Origin of the sequence: Pontibacter vulgaris (assembly GCF_022758145.1) — a bacterium.
GTDB classification, from domain to species: Bacteria; Bacteroidota; Bacteroidia; order Cytophagales; family Hymenobacteraceae; genus Pontibacter; species Pontibacter vulgaris.
Map to the genome: position 1 here is coordinate 630,407 of NZ_JAJVDH010000003.1, position 17,723 is coordinate 648,129.

20 protein-coding genes are annotated in these 17,723 nt (G+C 43.9%); 10 read left to right on the forward strand and 10 right to left on the reverse strand.

What is annotated here, in order from left to right; translation table 11 throughout:
* Positions 1-37: 37 nt before the first annotated feature.
* The gene (locus LWP20_RS08010) at positions 38-754 is read left to right on the forward strand and encodes a tRNA1(Val) (adenine(37)-N6)-methyltransferase (protein WP_242927604.1); all 717 of its coding nucleotides are present in this window, start codon (positions 38-40) and stop codon (positions 752-754) included.
* A gap of 271 nt (positions 755-1,025) precedes the next feature.
* On the opposite strand, the gene LWP20_RS08015 is transcribed toward LWP20_RS08010, so the two are convergent.
* A complete protein-coding gene (locus tag LWP20_RS08015; protein ID WP_242927605.1) occupies positions 1,026-2,369 on the reverse strand; it encodes a saccharopine dehydrogenase family protein in 1,344 nt (447 codons plus the stop codon).
* Positions 2,370-2,503: 134 nt separating this feature from the next.
* Here LWP20_RS08015 and cdd point away from each other — a divergent pair, with 134 nt between their 5' ends.
* The 5 genes from cdd (at position 2,504) to LWP20_RS08040 (ending at position 5,513) form a co-directional block, all read left to right on the forward strand.
* Positions 2,504-2,989: a cytidine deaminase gene (cdd, locus tag LWP20_RS08020; protein WP_242927606.1), complete on the forward strand. Its 486-nt coding sequence runs from the start codon at positions 2,504-2,506 to the stop codon at positions 2,987-2,989.
* Between the two features lie 80 nt (positions 2,990-3,069).
* Positions 3,070-3,717 (forward strand): alpha/beta hydrolase, encoded by a 648-nt coding sequence (locus tag LWP20_RS08025; RefSeq protein WP_242927607.1) that lies wholly within the window; start codon positions 3,070-3,072, stop codon positions 3,715-3,717.
* Positions 3,718-3,861: 144 nt separating this feature from the next.
* Complete coding sequence (locus LWP20_RS08030; RefSeq protein ID WP_242927608.1) at positions 3,862-4,194, forward strand: hypothetical protein; 333 nt, start codon at positions 3,862-3,864, stop codon at positions 4,192-4,194.
* A gap of 85 nt (positions 4,195-4,279) precedes the next feature.
* Positions 4,280-4,642: a hypothetical protein gene (locus LWP20_RS08035; RefSeq protein WP_242927609.1), complete on the forward strand. Its 363-nt coding sequence runs from the start codon at positions 4,280-4,282 to the stop codon at positions 4,640-4,642.
* 124 nt (positions 4,643-4,766) lie between these two features.
* Positions 4,767-5,513: a DUF8737 domain-containing protein gene (locus LWP20_RS08040; RefSeq protein ID WP_242927610.1), complete on the forward strand. Its 747-nt coding sequence runs from the start codon at positions 4,767-4,769 to the stop codon at positions 5,511-5,513.
* A 305-nt stretch (positions 5,514-5,818) separates the two neighbouring features.
* Here LWP20_RS08040 and LWP20_RS08045 read toward each other — a convergent pair whose 3' ends face one another.
* Positions 5,819-6,211, reverse strand: coding sequence for a VOC family protein (locus tag LWP20_RS08045; protein WP_242927611.1), 393 nt, complete (start codon positions 6,209-6,211; stop codon positions 5,819-5,821).
* Positions 6,212-6,341: 130 nt separating this feature from the next.
* On the opposite strand from LWP20_RS08045, the gene LWP20_RS08050 reads away from it, so the two are divergent.
* A complete protein-coding gene (locus LWP20_RS08050) occupies positions 6,342-7,196 on the forward strand; it encodes an NHL repeat-containing protein (protein ID WP_242927612.1) in 855 nt (284 codons plus the stop codon).
* A 68-nt stretch (positions 7,197-7,264) separates the two neighbouring features.
* Here the strand turns inward: LWP20_RS08050 and lgt are convergent, their stop codons facing one another.
* The 5 genes from lgt to LWP20_RS08075 all read right to left on the reverse strand — a co-directional run bounded on the left by lgt (position 7,265) and on the right by LWP20_RS08075 (position 12,590).
* Positions 7,265-8,107, reverse strand: coding sequence for a prolipoprotein diacylglyceryl transferase (gene lgt / locus LWP20_RS08055; protein WP_242927613.1), 843 nt, complete (start codon positions 8,105-8,107; stop codon positions 7,265-7,267).
* Positions 8,108-8,258: 151 nt separating this feature from the next.
* Entirely contained in the window at positions 8,259-10,142 is a 1,884-nt protein-coding gene (gene nadE / locus LWP20_RS08060; RefSeq protein WP_242927614.1) for an NAD(+) synthase, read from the reverse strand.
* 162 nt (positions 10,143-10,304) lie between these two features.
* The gene (gene rnc, locus LWP20_RS08065; protein WP_242927615.1) at positions 10,305-11,045 is read right to left on the reverse strand and encodes a ribonuclease III; all 741 of its coding nucleotides are present in this window, start codon (positions 11,043-11,045) and stop codon (positions 10,305-10,307) included.
* A 1-nt stretch (position 11,046) separates the two neighbouring features.
* A complete protein-coding gene (gene fabF / locus LWP20_RS08070) occupies positions 11,047-12,300 on the reverse strand; it encodes a beta-ketoacyl-ACP synthase II (protein WP_242927616.1) in 1,254 nt (417 codons plus the stop codon).
* Between the two features lie 53 nt (positions 12,301-12,353).
* Entirely contained in the window at positions 12,354-12,590 is a 237-nt protein-coding gene (locus LWP20_RS08075; RefSeq protein ID WP_018477241.1) for an acyl carrier protein, read from the reverse strand.
* Positions 12,591-12,747: 157 nt separating this feature from the next.
* On the opposite strand from LWP20_RS08075, the gene LWP20_RS08080 reads away from it, so the two are divergent.
* Positions 12,748-13,176 (forward strand): IPExxxVDY family protein, encoded by a 429-nt coding sequence (locus LWP20_RS08080; protein WP_242927617.1) that lies wholly within the window; start codon positions 12,748-12,750, stop codon positions 13,174-13,176.
* A gap of 8 nt (positions 13,177-13,184) precedes the next feature.
* Positions 13,185-14,612 (forward strand): pyruvate kinase, encoded by a 1,428-nt coding sequence (gene pyk / locus LWP20_RS08085; RefSeq protein WP_242927618.1) that lies wholly within the window; start codon positions 13,185-13,187, stop codon positions 14,610-14,612.
* 316 nt (positions 14,613-14,928) lie between these two features.
* Here pyk and rpsT read toward each other — a convergent pair whose 3' ends face one another.
* Together rpsT and LWP20_RS08095 are read right to left on the reverse strand one after the other, a co-directional pair.
* Positions 14,929-15,189: a 30S ribosomal protein S20 gene (rpsT, locus tag LWP20_RS08090; protein ID WP_242927619.1), complete on the reverse strand. Its 261-nt coding sequence runs from the start codon at positions 15,187-15,189 to the stop codon at positions 14,929-14,931.
* A 250-nt stretch (positions 15,190-15,439) separates the two neighbouring features.
* Positions 15,440-15,859 carry a hypothetical protein gene (locus tag LWP20_RS08095; RefSeq protein WP_242927620.1) on the reverse strand — a complete coding sequence of 140 codons (420 nt, stop codon included), beginning with the start codon at positions 15,857-15,859 and terminating at the stop codon, positions 15,440-15,442.
* Positions 15,860-15,990: 131 nt separating this feature from the next.
* On the opposite strand from LWP20_RS08095, the gene LWP20_RS08100 reads away from it, so the two are divergent.
* On the forward strand, positions 15,991-16,944 hold the full coding sequence (locus LWP20_RS08100) for a YheT family hydrolase (protein ID WP_242927621.1): 954 nt from the start codon (positions 15,991-15,993) through the stop codon (positions 16,942-16,944).
* 100 nt (positions 16,945-17,044) lie between these two features.
* Here LWP20_RS08100 and rsmG read toward each other — a convergent pair whose 3' ends face one another.
* The gene (rsmG, locus tag LWP20_RS08105) at positions 17,045-17,683 is read right to left on the reverse strand and encodes a 16S rRNA (guanine(527)-N(7))-methyltransferase RsmG (RefSeq protein ID WP_242927622.1); all 639 of its coding nucleotides are present in this window, start codon (positions 17,681-17,683) and stop codon (positions 17,045-17,047) included.
* Positions 17,684-17,723 lie beyond the last annotated feature (40 nt).

A 17,723-nucleotide genomic window follows, 5' to 3' on the forward strand; every position in this document is an offset into this window, starting at 1 on the left:
TGAAGCATTAAAGAATAAGTAACTCTTACTAACAACAGTGGCCAATTCATACTTCCAGTTTAAACAGTTTCGGGTAGAGCAGGCGCAATGTGCCATGAAGGTATGCACCGATTCCTGTGTGTTCGGGGCTTATGTGGAGGTTAAAGAGGCAAAACGAATCCTGGATATTGGCACCGGCACAGGTTTGCTTTCGCTTATGGTGGCGCAACGCTCGGATGCAAGTATAGATGCCGTTGAAATTAATAAAGAGGCACAACAGCAGGCCACCGAAAACTTTGCCGCAAGTATATGGGCTGAGCGGTTACAGTTGCACCCGGTAAGTTTACAGGAGTTTGCCAGGGAAAACCAGCAGACATATGATGTCATACTTTCAAACCCACCCTTTTTCCTGTCGTCGCTGAAATCGGATAACTCAGCCAAAAACACGGCCAAGCATACCGGCGATCTGTTTTTTGAAGATATACTCAGCTTCGCACAAAAGCACCTAACACCGCAGGGTAAGTTATACTTGCTGCTGCCACCTGCCGAAGCCAGGCACTTTGCTGAACTTGCCTTAGTTCATACTTTATACTTAGCCGAGACGCTGGAAGTCTATACTTATACCAACGGCCAGTGCATCCGCCACATCCAGACGTATACTTTTACACAACAACCTACCCCAACTATAAGCCAGCTCCACATCCGCGAAGCTGATAAAGTGACCTATACTTCTGAATTCAGGGAGTTGTTAAGTGAGTATTATCTTCATTTGTAAGCGCAATTCTATGGCGCGAGCGTCCTCGCTCGTGGCTAACTATAGCGTGGGCCTCTGGCCCATTCTAATCACAGATCCTAAAGTATATTTAAGCACAGAAAATACTTTCGCTCCTGTTTATACCTTCGCACCCTTTAGGGTTGCGTCGCCAAAGATTTCTACTTTTTGGAAAATGGGCCGGAGGCCCTGGCTATAGTTCGTCACGAGTCGTTGATCCCGGACTTATTCCGGGGCGAGGACGCTCTCGCCATACTTGCTTAGCTACTTTATACTATACCAACACTTTTTCCTGCTCCATAAAATCGACTCCGTACTGTTTCAGCTCTTCCAGCACCGGCTCGTAAAGCTCCGGAAGTATGGGTATAACCACGCCGCGATACTGAATCTTGCCCTGTAACAGCAATTTAGCAAGTATAGCTGCCGGCAAACCAACCGTTTTAGCCATGGCGGTATGTACTTCATCATCCCCTATTACAACCAGCGACGATGTTAGCGCATGGCTTTCACCATTCAGTTCATACTCAAACAGGTGCTGCATCACGATCATATCCTTATCGCCGGGCTCCAGCACCCATTTCTCTTTCAGGATTTTCTCAAGCACCTGCGCAGGCGTAGCCGCAGTTAATCCAACAGGAGTATCCGTAAAAATACCCAGCCACTCCAGTTTCTGCATTACCTCGCCATCAATTTCTATACTTAAGTAGTTGCTTAACTGCTCTTTTATACTTTGCGTAGCACCTGATGCCGGTGGCAGAAAAGAGGCCAGGTAGCTGCGGTAGGTCATGTTTTCGGAGCCTTCCAGCGTATAGGTATCGTCGGTTAAGCCCAGTTGCACGAAAACATCCCAGGCCTGGCAGTAGCCTTTGCGGCGCAATGTGCCGCGCAGCATGGTCGGGATGCCTTTTAAACCATAAGGCTCACGGTAACTCAGCGAGTCGCGGTTTGCATACCCGTCAAAGTGGCCATAGCCTTCTACATAAAGTTCTTCGGTGCGCCGGAAAAGCTGGTGGTATGGAATATACTTATAAGTTCCGTTTTCTATATACTTGGCCGTGCCTTGCCCGGCTAAAACCACGTTGCGCGGGTTCCAGCTGAATTTATAGTTCCAGGGGTTATTATCAGATTCGGGAGCTACCAAACCACCCGTGTACGATTTAAACGATGTGAACCTGCCGCCTTTCGCCTGTACTTTCTTTATTACAGCCATTGCCGACATATGATCTATACCCGGGTCGAGGCCAGACTCCATCAGCATGATCAGGTTTTTGCGCTTCGCTTCTTCGTGCAACTCCAGAAAGGCAGGTGTAACATACGATGCCGTTACCAAGTGCTTTTCCTGTTTCAGGCATTCGCGCGCAACTTCTATATGAAAAATGGCCGGCAACAGTGAAATTACCAGGTCGGCCTGGCTTACTTCCTGCGCAAGCTGTTCAGCGTTATGTATATCAAACTGCAATATTTCGGCAAAAGGTAAAGGCGCTACCATTGCCTGCAGGTGCGTAACAGCTATATCTCCAATCCTGATCTGCCAGTTTTCCTTCGGGGCATTTTCTAGTAAATAAGAGATTAAAGAAGAAGCCGAACGGCCGGCACCCAGCAACAGTATCCTTTTCATAGTGTGCGTAAAGTATGGTTTTGTCTCAAGTTAAGGATAATGATTTTGAAGGCAAACCCCTTATGTATTGTTTTATCAGAATATTGACTTAAATTTAAACCCCTTTTCAAATTCTGAGATTAATACTCAATTAAATGGCTACTGAGCTAACTATAAATATCAGCATTGACGTGCTGGAAAAAGCAGAAGAATTAAATGCACAGGAACGTGAGGCTATGCAACTGGCACAGGATGCTGCTAAAGATGCCTACGCACCTTACTCTAATTACCTTGTTGGCGCTACGTTGCTTTTAGAAGACGGTACTTTCTTTAAAGGCAGCAACCAGGAAAACGCGGCTTACCCATCAGGGCTTTGCGCTGAGCGCACGGCTTTGTTTGGCATGAGCGCCAACCATCCTAACAAAAAGATAAAGCTGATTGCAGTAACAGCACGCCGCCGCGAAGACACGCATTTTCTGCCGGCTATGCCATGTGGTGCCTGCCGCCAGGTAATGGCCGAGTACGAGCACAAACAGCACGATAAAATACCGGTGTTGCTGCAGGGCCCTGATGGCAGCTTCTATCGTTTCAAAGCTGTATCGGACCTGCTGCCTTTCCTGTTTACCAGCGATAACCTGTAACCATACCTGAATAACCCTCGGCAAGTATAAGCAGCCAGTTTGTTTATACTTTTACCTGCATCATACCTGCTTTACCAGCTGTGAAAGAGCATAAACTGACCGTACCGCGCACCGCCCGGTTTTATACATTGGGTACGCCATCTGCCGCAACACGCAGGTTGTGGGTAGTTTGCCACGGCTATGGGCAATTAGCTCGTTTTTTCCTGCGGCACTTTGGTGTTCTGGATGATGGCGAAACTGTAATAGTAGCTCCGGAAGCCTTATCAAGGTTTTACCTGGATGGTTTTTCGGGCCGTGCAGGGGCCACCTGGATGACCAAAGAAGACCGTTTGGCTGAAATACAGGACCAGGAAAACTACCTAAACCTATTGCTACAGGATATGCTGGAGCAACTACCACAGGATGTACAGGTTACAGTGTTGGGCTTTTCGCAGGGAGGCGCCACCGTTAGCCGTTGGCTGGCATCGGGTAATGTGCCGGTACACCGGCTTATACTTTGGGCTGCTGCTTTCCCAGAAGATATTGACTTTGCCACCGGCAAAGAAGCTTTTGCAAACTTACCTGTTGCCATGGTCTATGGCACCCAGGACGAATTTATCACTCCCGAATCGCTGAGCCGCAAACAAGAACTGATGCGCCAGCTCAGCATCTCTCCCCAGATTTATACTTTCGAAGGCGGCCATACTTTACACATCGAAACACTGCAACTAGTAAATCAGCAGCTATAGTATATAAGTATAATTTTATTATATTTAGCTAATAAAATTACTATATTTTCTGAGATGCTGCCTAATGCAACATCCATACATAGTACAGATAGCAGGAGTAGGTACTTCTGTTAGCTGATAGTTGGCAAGTATTACAATCAAAAAATGGAACCCAATATAACTGAGAAGAACTACTATGTTCCTTGCTTTTGGACAGCTTGCTGGAACTTATCTTATCTTGATTCCTTAAGAAAACTTGATCCTTTTATAGAAAGACCCAGAGATCAAGAAGTTATTTATCTGAATTTAAAAAGTAACAAAATTTTAAAGGGAAAAACTAAGAGTGTCTTCTTAGGAGTAAATATTGGTACTAGCCTCAAGAACAATTTACTGCAAATACTCAATGAGCCTAGATACCTGCATGTAAATAACTACCAAGGGGTATTAAGTAAATCAGAATATAAAATAGAGCTTATTGAAGAAAGAGTAAACTCATAACCACACCCATAAGCCAGCTACGCCGCCTTATGGCCAAGTCCGTTGGGCTTATGTTCCACAATATATTTAATGATAAACCATAAGAATGAAAAAAATCACATCTGCAATCCTAACGGTTCTGCTAATTACCTTATTCAGCTGTTCAGAAATGAGCGGAGAATTTAAATACATGAATCAACTAAAAGAATCTATATCCAAAAAATATGAAACGGAGAAAGTTGAAATAAACATCAAGAACAATAATGAATTGACTGTATCACTTATTGACCCAAAATTTGTTGATTACTCTCCAGCAAAAAAAGAACAAATTGCTCTAGAAATTGGAAAGTTAGCAAAGGACCTTAGTGAAGATAAGGAAACAATAAAATTAGGTGTTGTGAATTTCCGTGATGAAGCAAACTATGGTATAGTTAAAACCAGTGACTCGGAAACTTTCCAGATGTACTAATTGAAAAACCTACGCCCAAAAAGATGTAAACGTCAGCCTCCGGCCGGCGGCCTTGCACGTCGTTTACACGAGATCGTTACCAGTAATTATACAGCGACACAACAACAAATGAGACAATAAGAAAATGATAGAGAATTTACCGAAATACATTTCATTGACTTTTGGACTGACAACAGTTGCGATGTTGTTACTTTTTATTTGGACAATCAGAAAATCAGTATTTGAACAGACACGAAAAAAATCAACGCCTATTTTTATCGGTTTGATAATTTGGTTGACGATTCAAGCAGTTTTGACTTTAAAAAACATTTACAATCTTGATACTGATTCCTTTCCACCAAAAATATTATTGACAGGAGTTTTACCGACAATTTTGACAATCATTTTATTGTTCGCAACCTCAAAAGGCAGGCAATTTATCGACAGTTTACCACTCAAAAATTTAACCTATCTGAACATTGTGAGGATACCTGTCGAAATAGTCTTGTTTTGGCTTTTTCTCAACAAAGCAGTTCCAGAAATCATGACTTTTAGCGGTCGGAACTTTGACATACTCGCTGGGATTTCTGCACCAATTATTGCATATTTTGGACTGACAAAATCTAAACTGAACAAACAAACAATTCTGATCTGGAATTTTATTTGCCTTGGGCTTTTAATAAATATCGTTGTGAACGCACTATTTTCCACACCTACACCATTCCAAAAATTTGCTTTTGACCAACCCAATATTGCTATTTTATACTTCCCGTTTAGCTGGTTGCCTACTTTTATAGTGCCAATTGTATTGCTGGGGCATTTAACATCTATCAGACAATTATTGAAGTATAAAACAGAGATTAAAGCAAACGAAAAAACTACGAACGACTAATCAGCCTTTATGCCCGGCGGGTTAAAGTACAATACCGAAGTTCTGTACTTCTTTTGAAATTTATACTTTAACAACACGTTTCGGCCTCGAAAGTTTGACCATCAGCTGCGCAAATGCAGGCGCATTAACCTACCCTCCCGCTATAATTGGTATTCTCATTATCAATCCATTTTAGCAATCGCCTTTATACTTGCTGGCGAAAACATGCGGTCAAGGCATTGGTTGCAACGGCTTGCTACTATACAATCTCACTAACTTACTATAGCCTACTCTCCCATTTACTCATATAAATCAAGCCACACGAGTTATCTTTCCCACATTCCTTCCATTACTACCTCCAGCAAGTGCTGGTCCGGGTCGCGGAAGTAGAAAGATAAATACCCTTGCCCCCAGTCAAATTCCTGCTCCAGTTTAATGCCTGTTTCCAGTAGTTTTGTTTTGTAAGGCTGGTAATCCTGCTTTTTAACCTCAAAGGCCAGGTGTAGATGGCCAGACCCAAAATGGGGCGGCAGCTTTCCCTTCCTCCGGGATTGCGCAGCAATAAAGCATAGCAGCACCGACTCTCCCGCCCTGAAAAACACGTGCCTACCCTTTACTTCGCCTATTATTTCGAGGTGTAACAGGCCCTTATAAAATGCTTTAGATCGCTCCAGATCAGCCACGTATAAACAGGTTTCCTTTATTTTCCTGATCTCCATCCTGAACTATACGTTAGCAATATAGCCAGGTATGCTAACAGCAAAGCTGCAGATTACAAAACCGGCTCACCTGGCTTATCGTTAAAAAACATTCGTACTGCCCATTTTCTAACATACAACTATGAAGCTTATGATTAAAGTTTTTATAATTCTCGCATCGGTAACGGCGCTTGTAGCTTATTTCCTGAATAAACCCTTTGCTTCGGAAACCAAAGCGGATAAACACACCTCAAACAAAAATGGCCTGCAAATGCTTACGGCCTTACCAAGCCAGGTGAAAGAGAGCTCAGGTATTGCGGTATTATCGGAGCAAGGCCAATACATAACCCAGAACGACGCGGGTAATAAGCCATACTTATATAAGATCAATGAAAAGGGAAATTTGCTGGAAACTATAAAACTGGATTTACCCAATGTAGATTGGGAAGACCTTTCGCGCGACGATGAGGGCAATATTTACATAGCAGACACCGGCAACAACGACAACAACCGCCGCGAACTGGCTATCTATAAAGTAAACCCGGAAAACCCATCTGAGTTAGAAGCCATCCGGTTTACGTACGAAGACCAGAAAGAGTACCCTCCCGCTAAAAAAGACATGAATTTTGATTGTGAAGCGATCTTCTGGCATAACGGTACCATATACCTGGTATCAAAAGACAGGGGCCGGAAACAGACAGCCAAAGTATACAGCCTTTCAGATAAACAAGGCCAGCAGAAAGCAAAATTACTTGGTAGCGTAGAGCTTAAAGGAGAAGTTACGGGCGCAGCCTTAAGCCCCGAAGCTGACAAAATAGCCCTTTTAACCGAGGGCAAATTACATCTGTTTTCGGATGTAAGCGACCCTGCCACATTTTATAAAGACCAATTTCAGACAATACCATTAAAAGATGCTGGCCAAACCGAAGGCATTGCTTTTGAAGATGCCAATACTTTGGTCATAACCAGCGAAGGAGGCAACCTTTATAAGTATAGCCTGAACTAAAACGTATTAATAGTATAAAACAGAAGCGCCGGATATTGTTGTATCCGGCGCTTCTGTTTTATACTTTCTTATTTTCCTGATGGGGCTACTGCTATTCTGCCGCCGGGTAGTGCGGGTTTTGGGTTCATCCATACTTTAACCAATATCCCAATCCCGATCAGGATGAGTGGTATACTTAGTATCTGCCCCATGTTCAGAGCCATTGTATTTTCGAAGTCTTCCTGGTTCTCTTTCAGGAACTCTACCAGAAAACGGAACGTGAAAAGAGCTGTTACAAAAATACCGAACAGTAATCCTTTAGGAAGTGCTTCTTTATACTTGTTCCAAAGCCAGTACAGCAACACAAATAACAGGAATACACTTAGTGATTCGTATAACTGTGTTGGGTGGCGTGGTACCTGCGAGAACTCGGTGTTACGCACAAATATAAACGCCCAGGGTACATCAGTTGGTCTTCCAAAAATCTCGGAGTTCATCAGGTTACCCAATCTTATCAGGGCACCGCCCAGGGCAACTACTATAACTATGCGGTCAAGCACCCACATGTAATCAAATTTATAGCGACGGCTGAATAACCAGAGAGCCAGCAGTATACCAATGGTAGCACCGTGGCTGGCAAGCCCGCCTTCCCAAATTTTCAGAATCTCGATGGGGTTGCTCAGGTAATAGTCCGGGGCATAAAACAAAGTATGGCCGAGCCGTGCGCCTACAACTGTACCAATGATCATATACAGCGTAATCACATCAACATCGCCTTCGGTGCGGCCCTCTGTTACATAAATTTTGCTCAGAATACGCTGCCCGATCACAAAACCAAGTGCAAATAAAAGCCCATACCAGCGTACCGATAAAAAGCCAACATGAAATATTTCAGGATTTACATCCCAGGTAATATAGTTAAGTAAATTCATGGTTAGGGTGATGCTTATGCAGGTAAAGTTACAATAAATCAGGTAGCGAAAAAATCAGGAAGCTAAAGTATAGTAACTGAGGAATATAGTAAGAACGGCCTCTGCTATTATGGTGTAGCAAGAGGCCGTTTTGCAGGTATAAAGTCTTGAATTAAGCGTGCAGGTTGTTGAGCTCTTCCCGGAAGCCACCGCTCAGGATCGGGAAACGCAACCAGCTGCGCGGGTCCAGGTTATAATCATCGAGGTGGAAAGAGGCTGCATAGCGCTCGCGTTTCCATTGGTTACGCGACCACAATGTATAAAACTTCTGCAGATACTTTTCTATAGTTTCCACATTACCCACACCCTCGCCCACTAAGCGCTCCTGCACCTGCTGCGGCGACAGGCGTTCGTAAAAAGCCAACCTTTCTATTTTGTTTAGTATCTCGTAGGGCATCAGGTCTTTTTCATCGGTCTGCGATTCGGAAGCCGGCCTTAGCTCAGCGCTGGGTTGCAGGTTATTCACAAACTGCAGTCCTTCATAACCAAGCTCGCGTTGCATCCAGATCAAAAACTGACGGATAAAGGCTTTATCGATACCTGCAATTGGAGATATACTTCCGGCTGTATCGCCGTCCATAGTGGCATAGCCTACGGCTGCTTCGCTCCTGTTTGATGTGGCCAGCAGAAGCGCATTGTTAATGTTTGCCAGCATCCAGATACCCGGGGCGCGTACCCTAGCCTGTATGTTCTGGAGCGTCAGGTCATCTTTGTCCCAGGTAAGCGGGCGGTCCAGTACATCTTCAATTTTAGAAACATAGCCTTTTACTTCTTCATCTATTGTCCAGCTATAAAACTGTGCATTAATAGAATTGGCCAGCTCTTTAGCAGAAGTATAGGTATCGTCGGAGGAGTTAATGGTGCCCTGGTAGGCACAGGTAAGCAACCGGTTTACCAGCTCTCTGGTTGCCTGCTCCGGTGGTAGCTCGTCAAAGTATGCGGCATCTTTCACACCAAACATTTGCGTTTTAGCTACAAACCTTAGCACTCCGAGTTGCTCTACTCCGCGCCGTATCATTTCGGCAACAGCCACTGCACACAACGATGAATCAGCCCCCCCACTCAGCGACAGCACAAAACCACGGCTGCGGCTTTTGCGCATGTAATCAAAAAGGGCAAGGCTGAGTGCTGCAATAAGTTCTTTATTTTCATCTATCGGCGGCAGGTATTGTATTGTTTCTGCCGGCTCAATGTTATCTCCGAAATAAACTTCTGCACATTCCAGGTCTACATCTTTAAAAGAGAGTAATTCGTTTCTGCAGATCAGTTTACCACTCTGGGCTATCAGCACTTCTCCGTCATAGATCATCCTCCCAGATTCATTGCCCAGCAGATTCGCATAAAGGTAGGCGCAGTTATACTTTTTAGAGGCATCCACCACCAGGCGGTAACGCACATCTGTTTTGCTCAGCGCAAAGTGGCTGGCACTTGGGTTAAGTATAAGTTGCACGCCTTTGCCCATGTGCCGCTCAGCCGGACGGTTCGGGCGCCAGGCATCTTCGCAAATTTCAAAGGCAAATTTTACGCCTTGCTCTTCATATATAATATCCCCGAACGGGTAAAGTTTTCCTTGAATTTCAATTTGGCGTACTTCGTTTGCAGGCCAGGGCGTAAACCAGCGCGGCTCATAATGCACGCCATCTCTGGCAAGAAACTGCTTTGCAGTAAAGCCAATTATATCCTTATTCCGGATAACGCAGGCCGTGTTGTATACATCTTTATCTAACAGCACATGCACTCCCACGCACACAGTTATATCTTCACACCACTCCTTTATCTGCAATAGCTTATCCATTGCCTTTTCAGCAAGCCATGGGCTCAGGAACATATCCTCGCAACCATAGCCGGTAATGCACAACTCGGGCAGTAAAAGTATAGCGGCTTTTCTGGAGATTGCTTCTGTAATGGCAGATTTTATATTCAGCAGGTTACCTTCCCAGTCCATTGGTGTCTGGTTTAAGGCGGCTCCTGCCAACACAAGTTTCGTTTCTTTCATGAGTTTGTCTAACGCAAGTATGCTGAGGCAAGTTAAGCGTTGGAAAGCCAATTCTGAATAAAAGCAGTATAGAATTATTGAATAACGGGTGCAGGTTTAGCTAGCCATCACTATGAAAATGCATCGGATAGTTATTCAGAATAGAAAGGACAAGAATTATACTTAGCTGATTTTCAGAAACTCCAACCCTTTTTCTGCGGCAGACTGATCAGCTTTTTTCTTGGAGAGGCCTACGCCAATGGCAATAGGTTTATCATCGATGTATACTTCGCAGGTAAATTCGGTTGTGTTTCCCTGCTGTTTACGCTTAATAATATCGAACCGGATATTGAGGTTCTGGCTCTGTGCCCACTCAATTAATTTGCTCTTAAAGTTGGCCGTAGTATTAACAAGTGTATGCAGGTCTACATGCGGTTTAATGAGCTTGTTAAGTATAAACAGGCGGGTAGTATTGTAGCCTTTGTCTAAGTATACGGCCCCAACCAAAGCTTCCAAAGCGTTGCCATTCACAGATTTATGGCGCATACTCTGGTTACTGGTATCTACTTTTACCAGCAGGTTCAAACCAATTTTAAGGGCAATACTATTCAATGACTCACGATTTACAATGCGCGAGCGTATCTCAGTAAGAAAACCTTCGTCTTCGTAAGGAAATTTCTTGAACAGTAATTCCGCTACAACTGCACCAAGCACAGCATCTCCTAAAAACTCCAGGCGTTCGTTTGTATCGTGCTTGCTGGCTGCTGCCTGGCGCGCAAACGAAGTGTGGGTTAAAGCAAGCTTGTATAAACGGATATTATCAGGTGTGGAGCCAATAATACCGGAAAGGGCGCGTAGTAACTCTCTGTCTCTTGTAAATAAGCTGTGGTAGAAACGCCGTACCGGTTTTATAGGACCAAACACACTAATCGTTCAGTTGTCGGAATAAAACAGATGTATTATGACCACCAAAGCCAAACGTATTACTTAGCGCTATTTTAACTTCACGCTCCTGAGCCTTGTTAAATGTAAAGTTCAGAGCCGGGTCAAAGCTTTCGTCGTCTGTAAAGTGGTTGATGGTTGGCGGCACCAGGTTATTCTGGATAGCCAGGATAGAAGCAACAGCCTCTATGGCACCGGCAGCACCAAGCAAGTGGCCCGTCATTGATTTTGTTGAGCTGATATTCAGTTTATAGGCATGCTCTCCGAATACTGTCTGGATTGCTTTTACCTCGCTGATATCGCCAAGTGGAGTGGATGTACCATGTACGTTGATGTAATCCACCTCTTCCGGGCGAATATTGGCATCACGCAACACATTTTTCATCACATTCAAAGCACCTAATCCTTCCGGATGGGGAGCTGTAATGTGGTAAGCATCAGCAGACATACCGCCACCTATAACTTCTGCATAGATCTTGGCGCCACGCTTTTTAGCATGCTCATACTCTTCCAGTATAAGCGCACCTGCTCCTTCACCCAATACAAATCCATCGCGGTCCTTATCGAACGGGCGGGATGCAGCATGAGGAGCATCGTTACGCTCAGAAAGAGCTTTCAGGGCGTTAAAGCCACCGATACCAGCTTCAGTTACTGCAGCTTCTGAACCACCAGTTACCACTACATCAGCCATACCCAAACGGATATAGTTAAAAGAGTCGATAATGGCGTTTGTTGCCGAAGCGCAGGCAGAAACGGTTACAAAATTTGGTCCGCGGAAACCGTGCTTAATAGAAATATGGCCGGCACTGATGTCTGCGATCATCTTCGGAATGAAGAACGGATTAAAACGCGGTGTACCATCGCCATGAGCGAAGTTGACGCATTCTTCCTGAAAAGTTCGCAGGCCGCCGATACCAGATCCCCAAATCACGCCAACGCGATCCGGATCATAATTACCCTCTACCAAGTTTGCATCCTGTACTGCCTCATCGGCAACTACCATAGCAAACTGTGTAAACAGGTCCATTTTGCGGGCCTCTTTACGATCGAAATAATTTTCTGCGTCGTATCCTTTTACTTCGCAGGCAAATTGAGTCTTAAACTTACTCGCATCGAAACGTGTAATAGGCGCGGCACCACTCACGCCATTAGACAAACCGTCCCAGTAACCTGCAACAGTATTCCCAACTGGCGTGAGTGCGCCTAACCCAGTAACTACAACTCTCTTAAGCTCCATAAGCTGCTAATAGAGGACAGATAGTAAAAATTCGTAATCTTAATAAAGGGATATTATTTCGCGTGCTCTTCCAGGTAGCTAACAGCCTGACCTACAGTAGCAATGTTTTCAGCCTGATCATCTGGGATAGATACGTTGAATTCTTTTTCGAATTCCATGATAAGCTCAACAGTATCCAATGAATCAGCGCCAAGGTCATTTGTAAAGCTAGCCTCAGGAGTAACTTCTGATTCTTCAACACCAAGCTTATCGATGATGATAGCTTTTACTTTTTCTGCGATTTCTGACATTTTTCTTATAGTTATTTAAAACACTGTGCAAAGAAATATATTTCAGCAGACAATGTCAAAAAAAATTACACCATTCGTCTTATTATAAAAGTTTTGGTACTTGTTTGAGGGTTTTGCGCATAAGGTTTATAAATTTGGGAATCTGTACGATGCCTACATGAAAACACTGCTGCTGGACATTTCATACGATTACGACTTTGACCTTTACGGCCTGGTCTCTTCCAGCAAAGAATATAAATTAGCCTGGACTATAAACCAGTTATTGGGCCTGCGCCTTGTTAAACAAAAGGATCTGTGTTATGAACTGGTTGGCAAAGAGCAACTTCTTATATCAAATTATGAGCAAATTACAGATCACAGTATTATCCGGCTTATGCGCAACAAGGCATCAGGCATTTGTACGTTAGATAAACCTTACCTGCTGCCCGATATTAAGCAGTTTGATTATGTATTACAGATTACCGGAGCCATGCAGTGCTTATCTCCGCGTGAATTATTACAACAGCTAGCCCGTTTGCCTTTAGTACAGTATGTAAAACAGGTTGACCCCTTAAAATTAAAATTTAAAGAGAATCTTATTTTCTAGCATATTATATGAATATCCCGTTTAACAAAACCAAAATTCTTGCTACTATTGGCCCTGCCAGTAATACGCCTGAGCGTTTGTTTGCTCTGGTACAAGAAGGAGTTGATGCATTCAGATTGAATTTTTCTCACGGTGCTCACGAAGAACACCTTGAAGTGATGAACCATGTGCGCAACATTAACCGTGAGCACAACACCAATATTTGCCTTGTACTTGACCTTCAGGGGCCTAAAATAAGAATTGGCGACGTTGAAAACGGAGGCGTTGAAATAAAGCAGGGCCAGCGCATTAAGTTAAGATGCGATGGCTCCATCAGTACAAGCGACAAACTGGCAACCAGCTATACTGAGCTTGCGAAAGATGCCCGGGTTGGCGATGCTATCCTTATTGATGATGGCAAGCTGGAACTGAAAGTATTATCTACAGACCACGTTTCTGAAGTTGAGGCAGAAGTAATTTACGGTGGTGTAGTAAAACCACGCAAAGGCATAAACTTACCAGACACGAAGGTATCAGCCCCATCACTTACCGAAAAAGACCTGAGCGACCTTCATTTTGGCCTGGACCATGACATTGAGTGGGTTGCCTTATCCTTTGTTCGCCGTCTGGAAGATATAATTGAGATTAAGCGCATTATTAAAGAACGCGGCAAAGACACCCGCGTGATCGCAAAAATCGAAAAGCCGGAAGCCATTACTAATATTGATGATATTATTGAAGCATCTGATGCGCTGATGGTAGCCCGTGGCGACCTTGGTGTTGAAGTTGGTATGGAACAGGTGCCGATGATCCAGAAAATGCTGGTAGAAAAATGTAACAAGGCTGCCAAGCCAGTTATTATTGCTACCCAGATGATGGAAAGTATGATCGTAAATCCGCGCCCTACACGTGCCGAGACAAACGACGTAGCCAACGCTGTTATTGATGGTGCCGATACTTTAATGCTTAGCGCAGAAACTGCTGTTGGAGCTTACCCTGTAGAAACTATCCGGGCTATGAAGCTAACGATACAGACAGTGGAAAACCATGCCGATGTATTTAACAAAAGTTACATACTTAACCCGCATTCCGAAACTTTTTACAACGATAGCCTGGTTGCTAATGCCTGCCATTTAGCGCGCGACACAAACGCAAGTGCTATTATAGGTATGACAAAATCGGGTTATACGGCTTTCCATATTGCCAAGCATCGTCCTAAATCAAACATCTTTATTTTCACAGAGAACCACAAGCTTCTTAATACACTGAATTTAGTGTGGGGAACGCGTGGCTTCTACTACAACAAGTTTGAATCAACGGACGCTACAATTTCTGATATAAAGCAAATCCTGTTGGATGGCGGCTACCTTGAAAAGGGAGAGGTGTTCATTAACACAGCAAGTATGCCTATAAATGAACAGAAACGTACTAACATGATCAAGCTAAGTATAGCTTAGACTGATTTATACTTTAACAAAAAAGGCTTGGGCGCACAACGCGCTCCAGCCTTTTTTGTTTTTTACTTAGTTTTTGCTTTGCTCTAGGTGCAGTTATACTTTAAAAGTATTCTTAAAAAGTATTCTTCCCTAGGTAGTGTTATACTTCTTTGCAAATCATACTTATACTTTGCCACGCGCCCTTGCATATGCGGCTATAATTTTCATTACATAACTGCAACAATGCTTAAAAGTATAAATGCCTGATCAAAGTATATACAAATACAAAAAGCCTTACACTTGCGTGTAAGGCTTCGGAAATGGTACCAACAAAAAATTAAGCTGCAGCCAGTCCGTTTACGAACTTAGCCAGTTTAGACTTGTTGTGAGCAGCTTTGTTTTTGTGGATGATGTTTTTCTTAGCCAAACGGTCAAGCATAGAAGAAACTGTCTTGTACAGTTCCTGCGCCTCGGCCTGGTCAGTAGTGCCTTTCAGCCTTTTGATGAAAGTACGAGTAGTTTTCGCTTGGTATCTGTTACGAAGACGTTTAGCGTTGTTCGCTCTGATTCTCTTTATTGCCGACTTATGGTTAGCCATGTTATTCTATAAAATTAATTCTTTGTATCCGTTTCCTAAATGAGTTTGCAAAGGTATATCCTTTATACTTAATTTCCAAAACCTCATTTGGATAAAATATTGCAACCGCTATTTTGCGCTGCTACAGCACAAAGATAATGTAAGTATACTTTTGTTCAAGCACTACAGCCAATTTTTGATATATAAAAAACGGGCCACGGCAGCTTATGTGCACCGTGGCCCGTTCAAAGGCAGTTTGCCCGAAAAAAAATTAATCTTTATTCGTCTTCACATCTACGTCAACATCCACGTCGTCAACTTTTTTCAGACGCTCCTGCACTTTATTTTCTGTTTTGTTCCAGCGGTCTTTTACCTGCTGCCACTCCTGCTTAGCATTCTCGTCCCATGTTTCGCTTTTAGCATCCAGTTCTGCCTCGCGGCGCTTGTACTCAGCGTCCATTTCATCCCACTCTTCTTTAGTGGCAGTTTCGGCACGGGTACTATTTTCGTCTACCCAAACAGCGGTTTCATTCCACTCCTGTTTTGCTTCTGTGTTGGCCTCATTCATTTCTGTTTGGGCCTCGTCCACTTCGGCATTTGTTTCATTCTGTGTTTCCTGGCTGCAGGCAAACATGAACGTACCAAGTGCTATTGCTAAACCTAAGGTTTTTATCTTTGCTGTAATTTCCATAGTTAAAATAATTTGATTTAGCCTTGAATACGGAAAAAATAGAATATTGATATACAACATAATCTTATTAGACCGTTTTCGCACAATATTCGTAAAATAAGACAAAATTAGCTTACCAAATTTATTTACAAATGCCTGTTGTTTACTCTAACCATAAAGCACCCTTTTACCTGTTTAACGGGCACATGCAAACTATTTTACCCAGCCTTTTCAGGCAAGTAGCGGGTATACAGTACGAAAGAGAACGCCTCACAACCCCTGATGAAGATTTTATAGATATAGACTGGTCCAGGGTTGGCTCAGACGAGCTGGTAGTGCTTTCGCATGGGCTGGAGGGCGATACCGGGCGGCCTTATATGCAGGGGATGGTAAAGGCTTTTAACAACTCCGGTGTAGATGCCATGGCCTGGAATTACCGCAGCTGCAGCGGCGAGCCTAATAAGCTGCTTCGCTCCTATCACCTGGGCGCTACCGATGACCTTGATTTTGTGCTTCGGTATGCCCTGCAGGCTGGCTCATATAAAAGCATTTACCTGATCGGGTTTAGTGCGGGTGGAAATATTAGTTTAAAATATCTAGGTGAGGATCCGGAAAAAGTGCCGCAGCAGGTAAAACGGGCAGCTGTATTTTCAGTGCCGGTTGATCTGAAATCTTCTGCTCAGAAAATATCCTGGCTGTATACCCAGCGTTTTCTGAAAACACTGGGCGCTAAACTGGAGCAAAAACAGAAAATGTACCCCAACGAGGTTAACCTTAACGACTATAGTATACTATGGACTTTCCCGGAATTCGACGATAAGTTTACCGCCCCGATTCATGGGTTTAAGAATGCAGATGATTATTATGCGCGCGTTAGTTCGCGCCAGTTTTTGCCTAGTATAACAGTGCCTACCTTACTGGTAAATGCCAAGAACGACCCTTTCCTGAGCCCGGAATGCTATCCTGTGGATGAAGCTGAGCAGAACCCATACTTATACCTGGAAATGCCCGAAGAAGGAGGCCATGTAGGCTTTGCCGAAGACATGCGCAATAACGTGTATTACTCAGAAAGCCGCGCCGTCAGTTTCCTGCTCGATGGCGAGTAAGCAGAATGCGTTTGTAGCTGGGTTGTTAAGTATACTTGGCCAGCCTCTTGCTGTATAAGTAGCGGCTTTATAGTTACAGTATCTGTTATCAACCACATAACTACGGCATCGGCACAAATACTACTTTCTTGGTTTCGAAGAATTCTTCTGTGAAATAATCGCTCAGGTTATAAGTATGCGTAATCAGGCCAGATTCTGCAATCTCTTCTGCCAGGTCGCCGCCTTTTAAGTAATAGATGCCTTTCTCCGGCGATTTGCCTTTTTTAAAGCTATTGGCCACCCAAGGGTAAAAATTAGCCAGGCGGGTTACGGCGCGGCTCACCACAAAATCAAATTTATCGCGCACCTGTTCAGCTCTTGTTTGGGAGGCCGTTACATTTTGCAAATGCAGCTCGCGGGCAATTTCCTGCACCACATGAATCTTCTTGCCTATCGAATCTACCAAATGAAATTTTACATCTGGGAACATAACGGCCAGCGGCAAACCCGGCAAACCACCACCAGTGCCCACATCCAGTACATGCGCGTGTTCCGGAAACTGTATTACTTTGGCTATACCCAGCGAATGCAGAATATGGTGCACTCCCAAGGCATCCATATCCTTGCGCGAAATCACATTTATCTTCTCATTCCACTCACGGTATAGTTCGGCCATTTGCTCATACTTAGCCAGTTGGTCTTCGGTAAGTTCAGGAAAGTAACCTGACAGGAGCGTACGGATAGCAGTAGAATGTGGCATAGCCTATCGTTATTTATGAATTACGGGTTTATAAAATGAA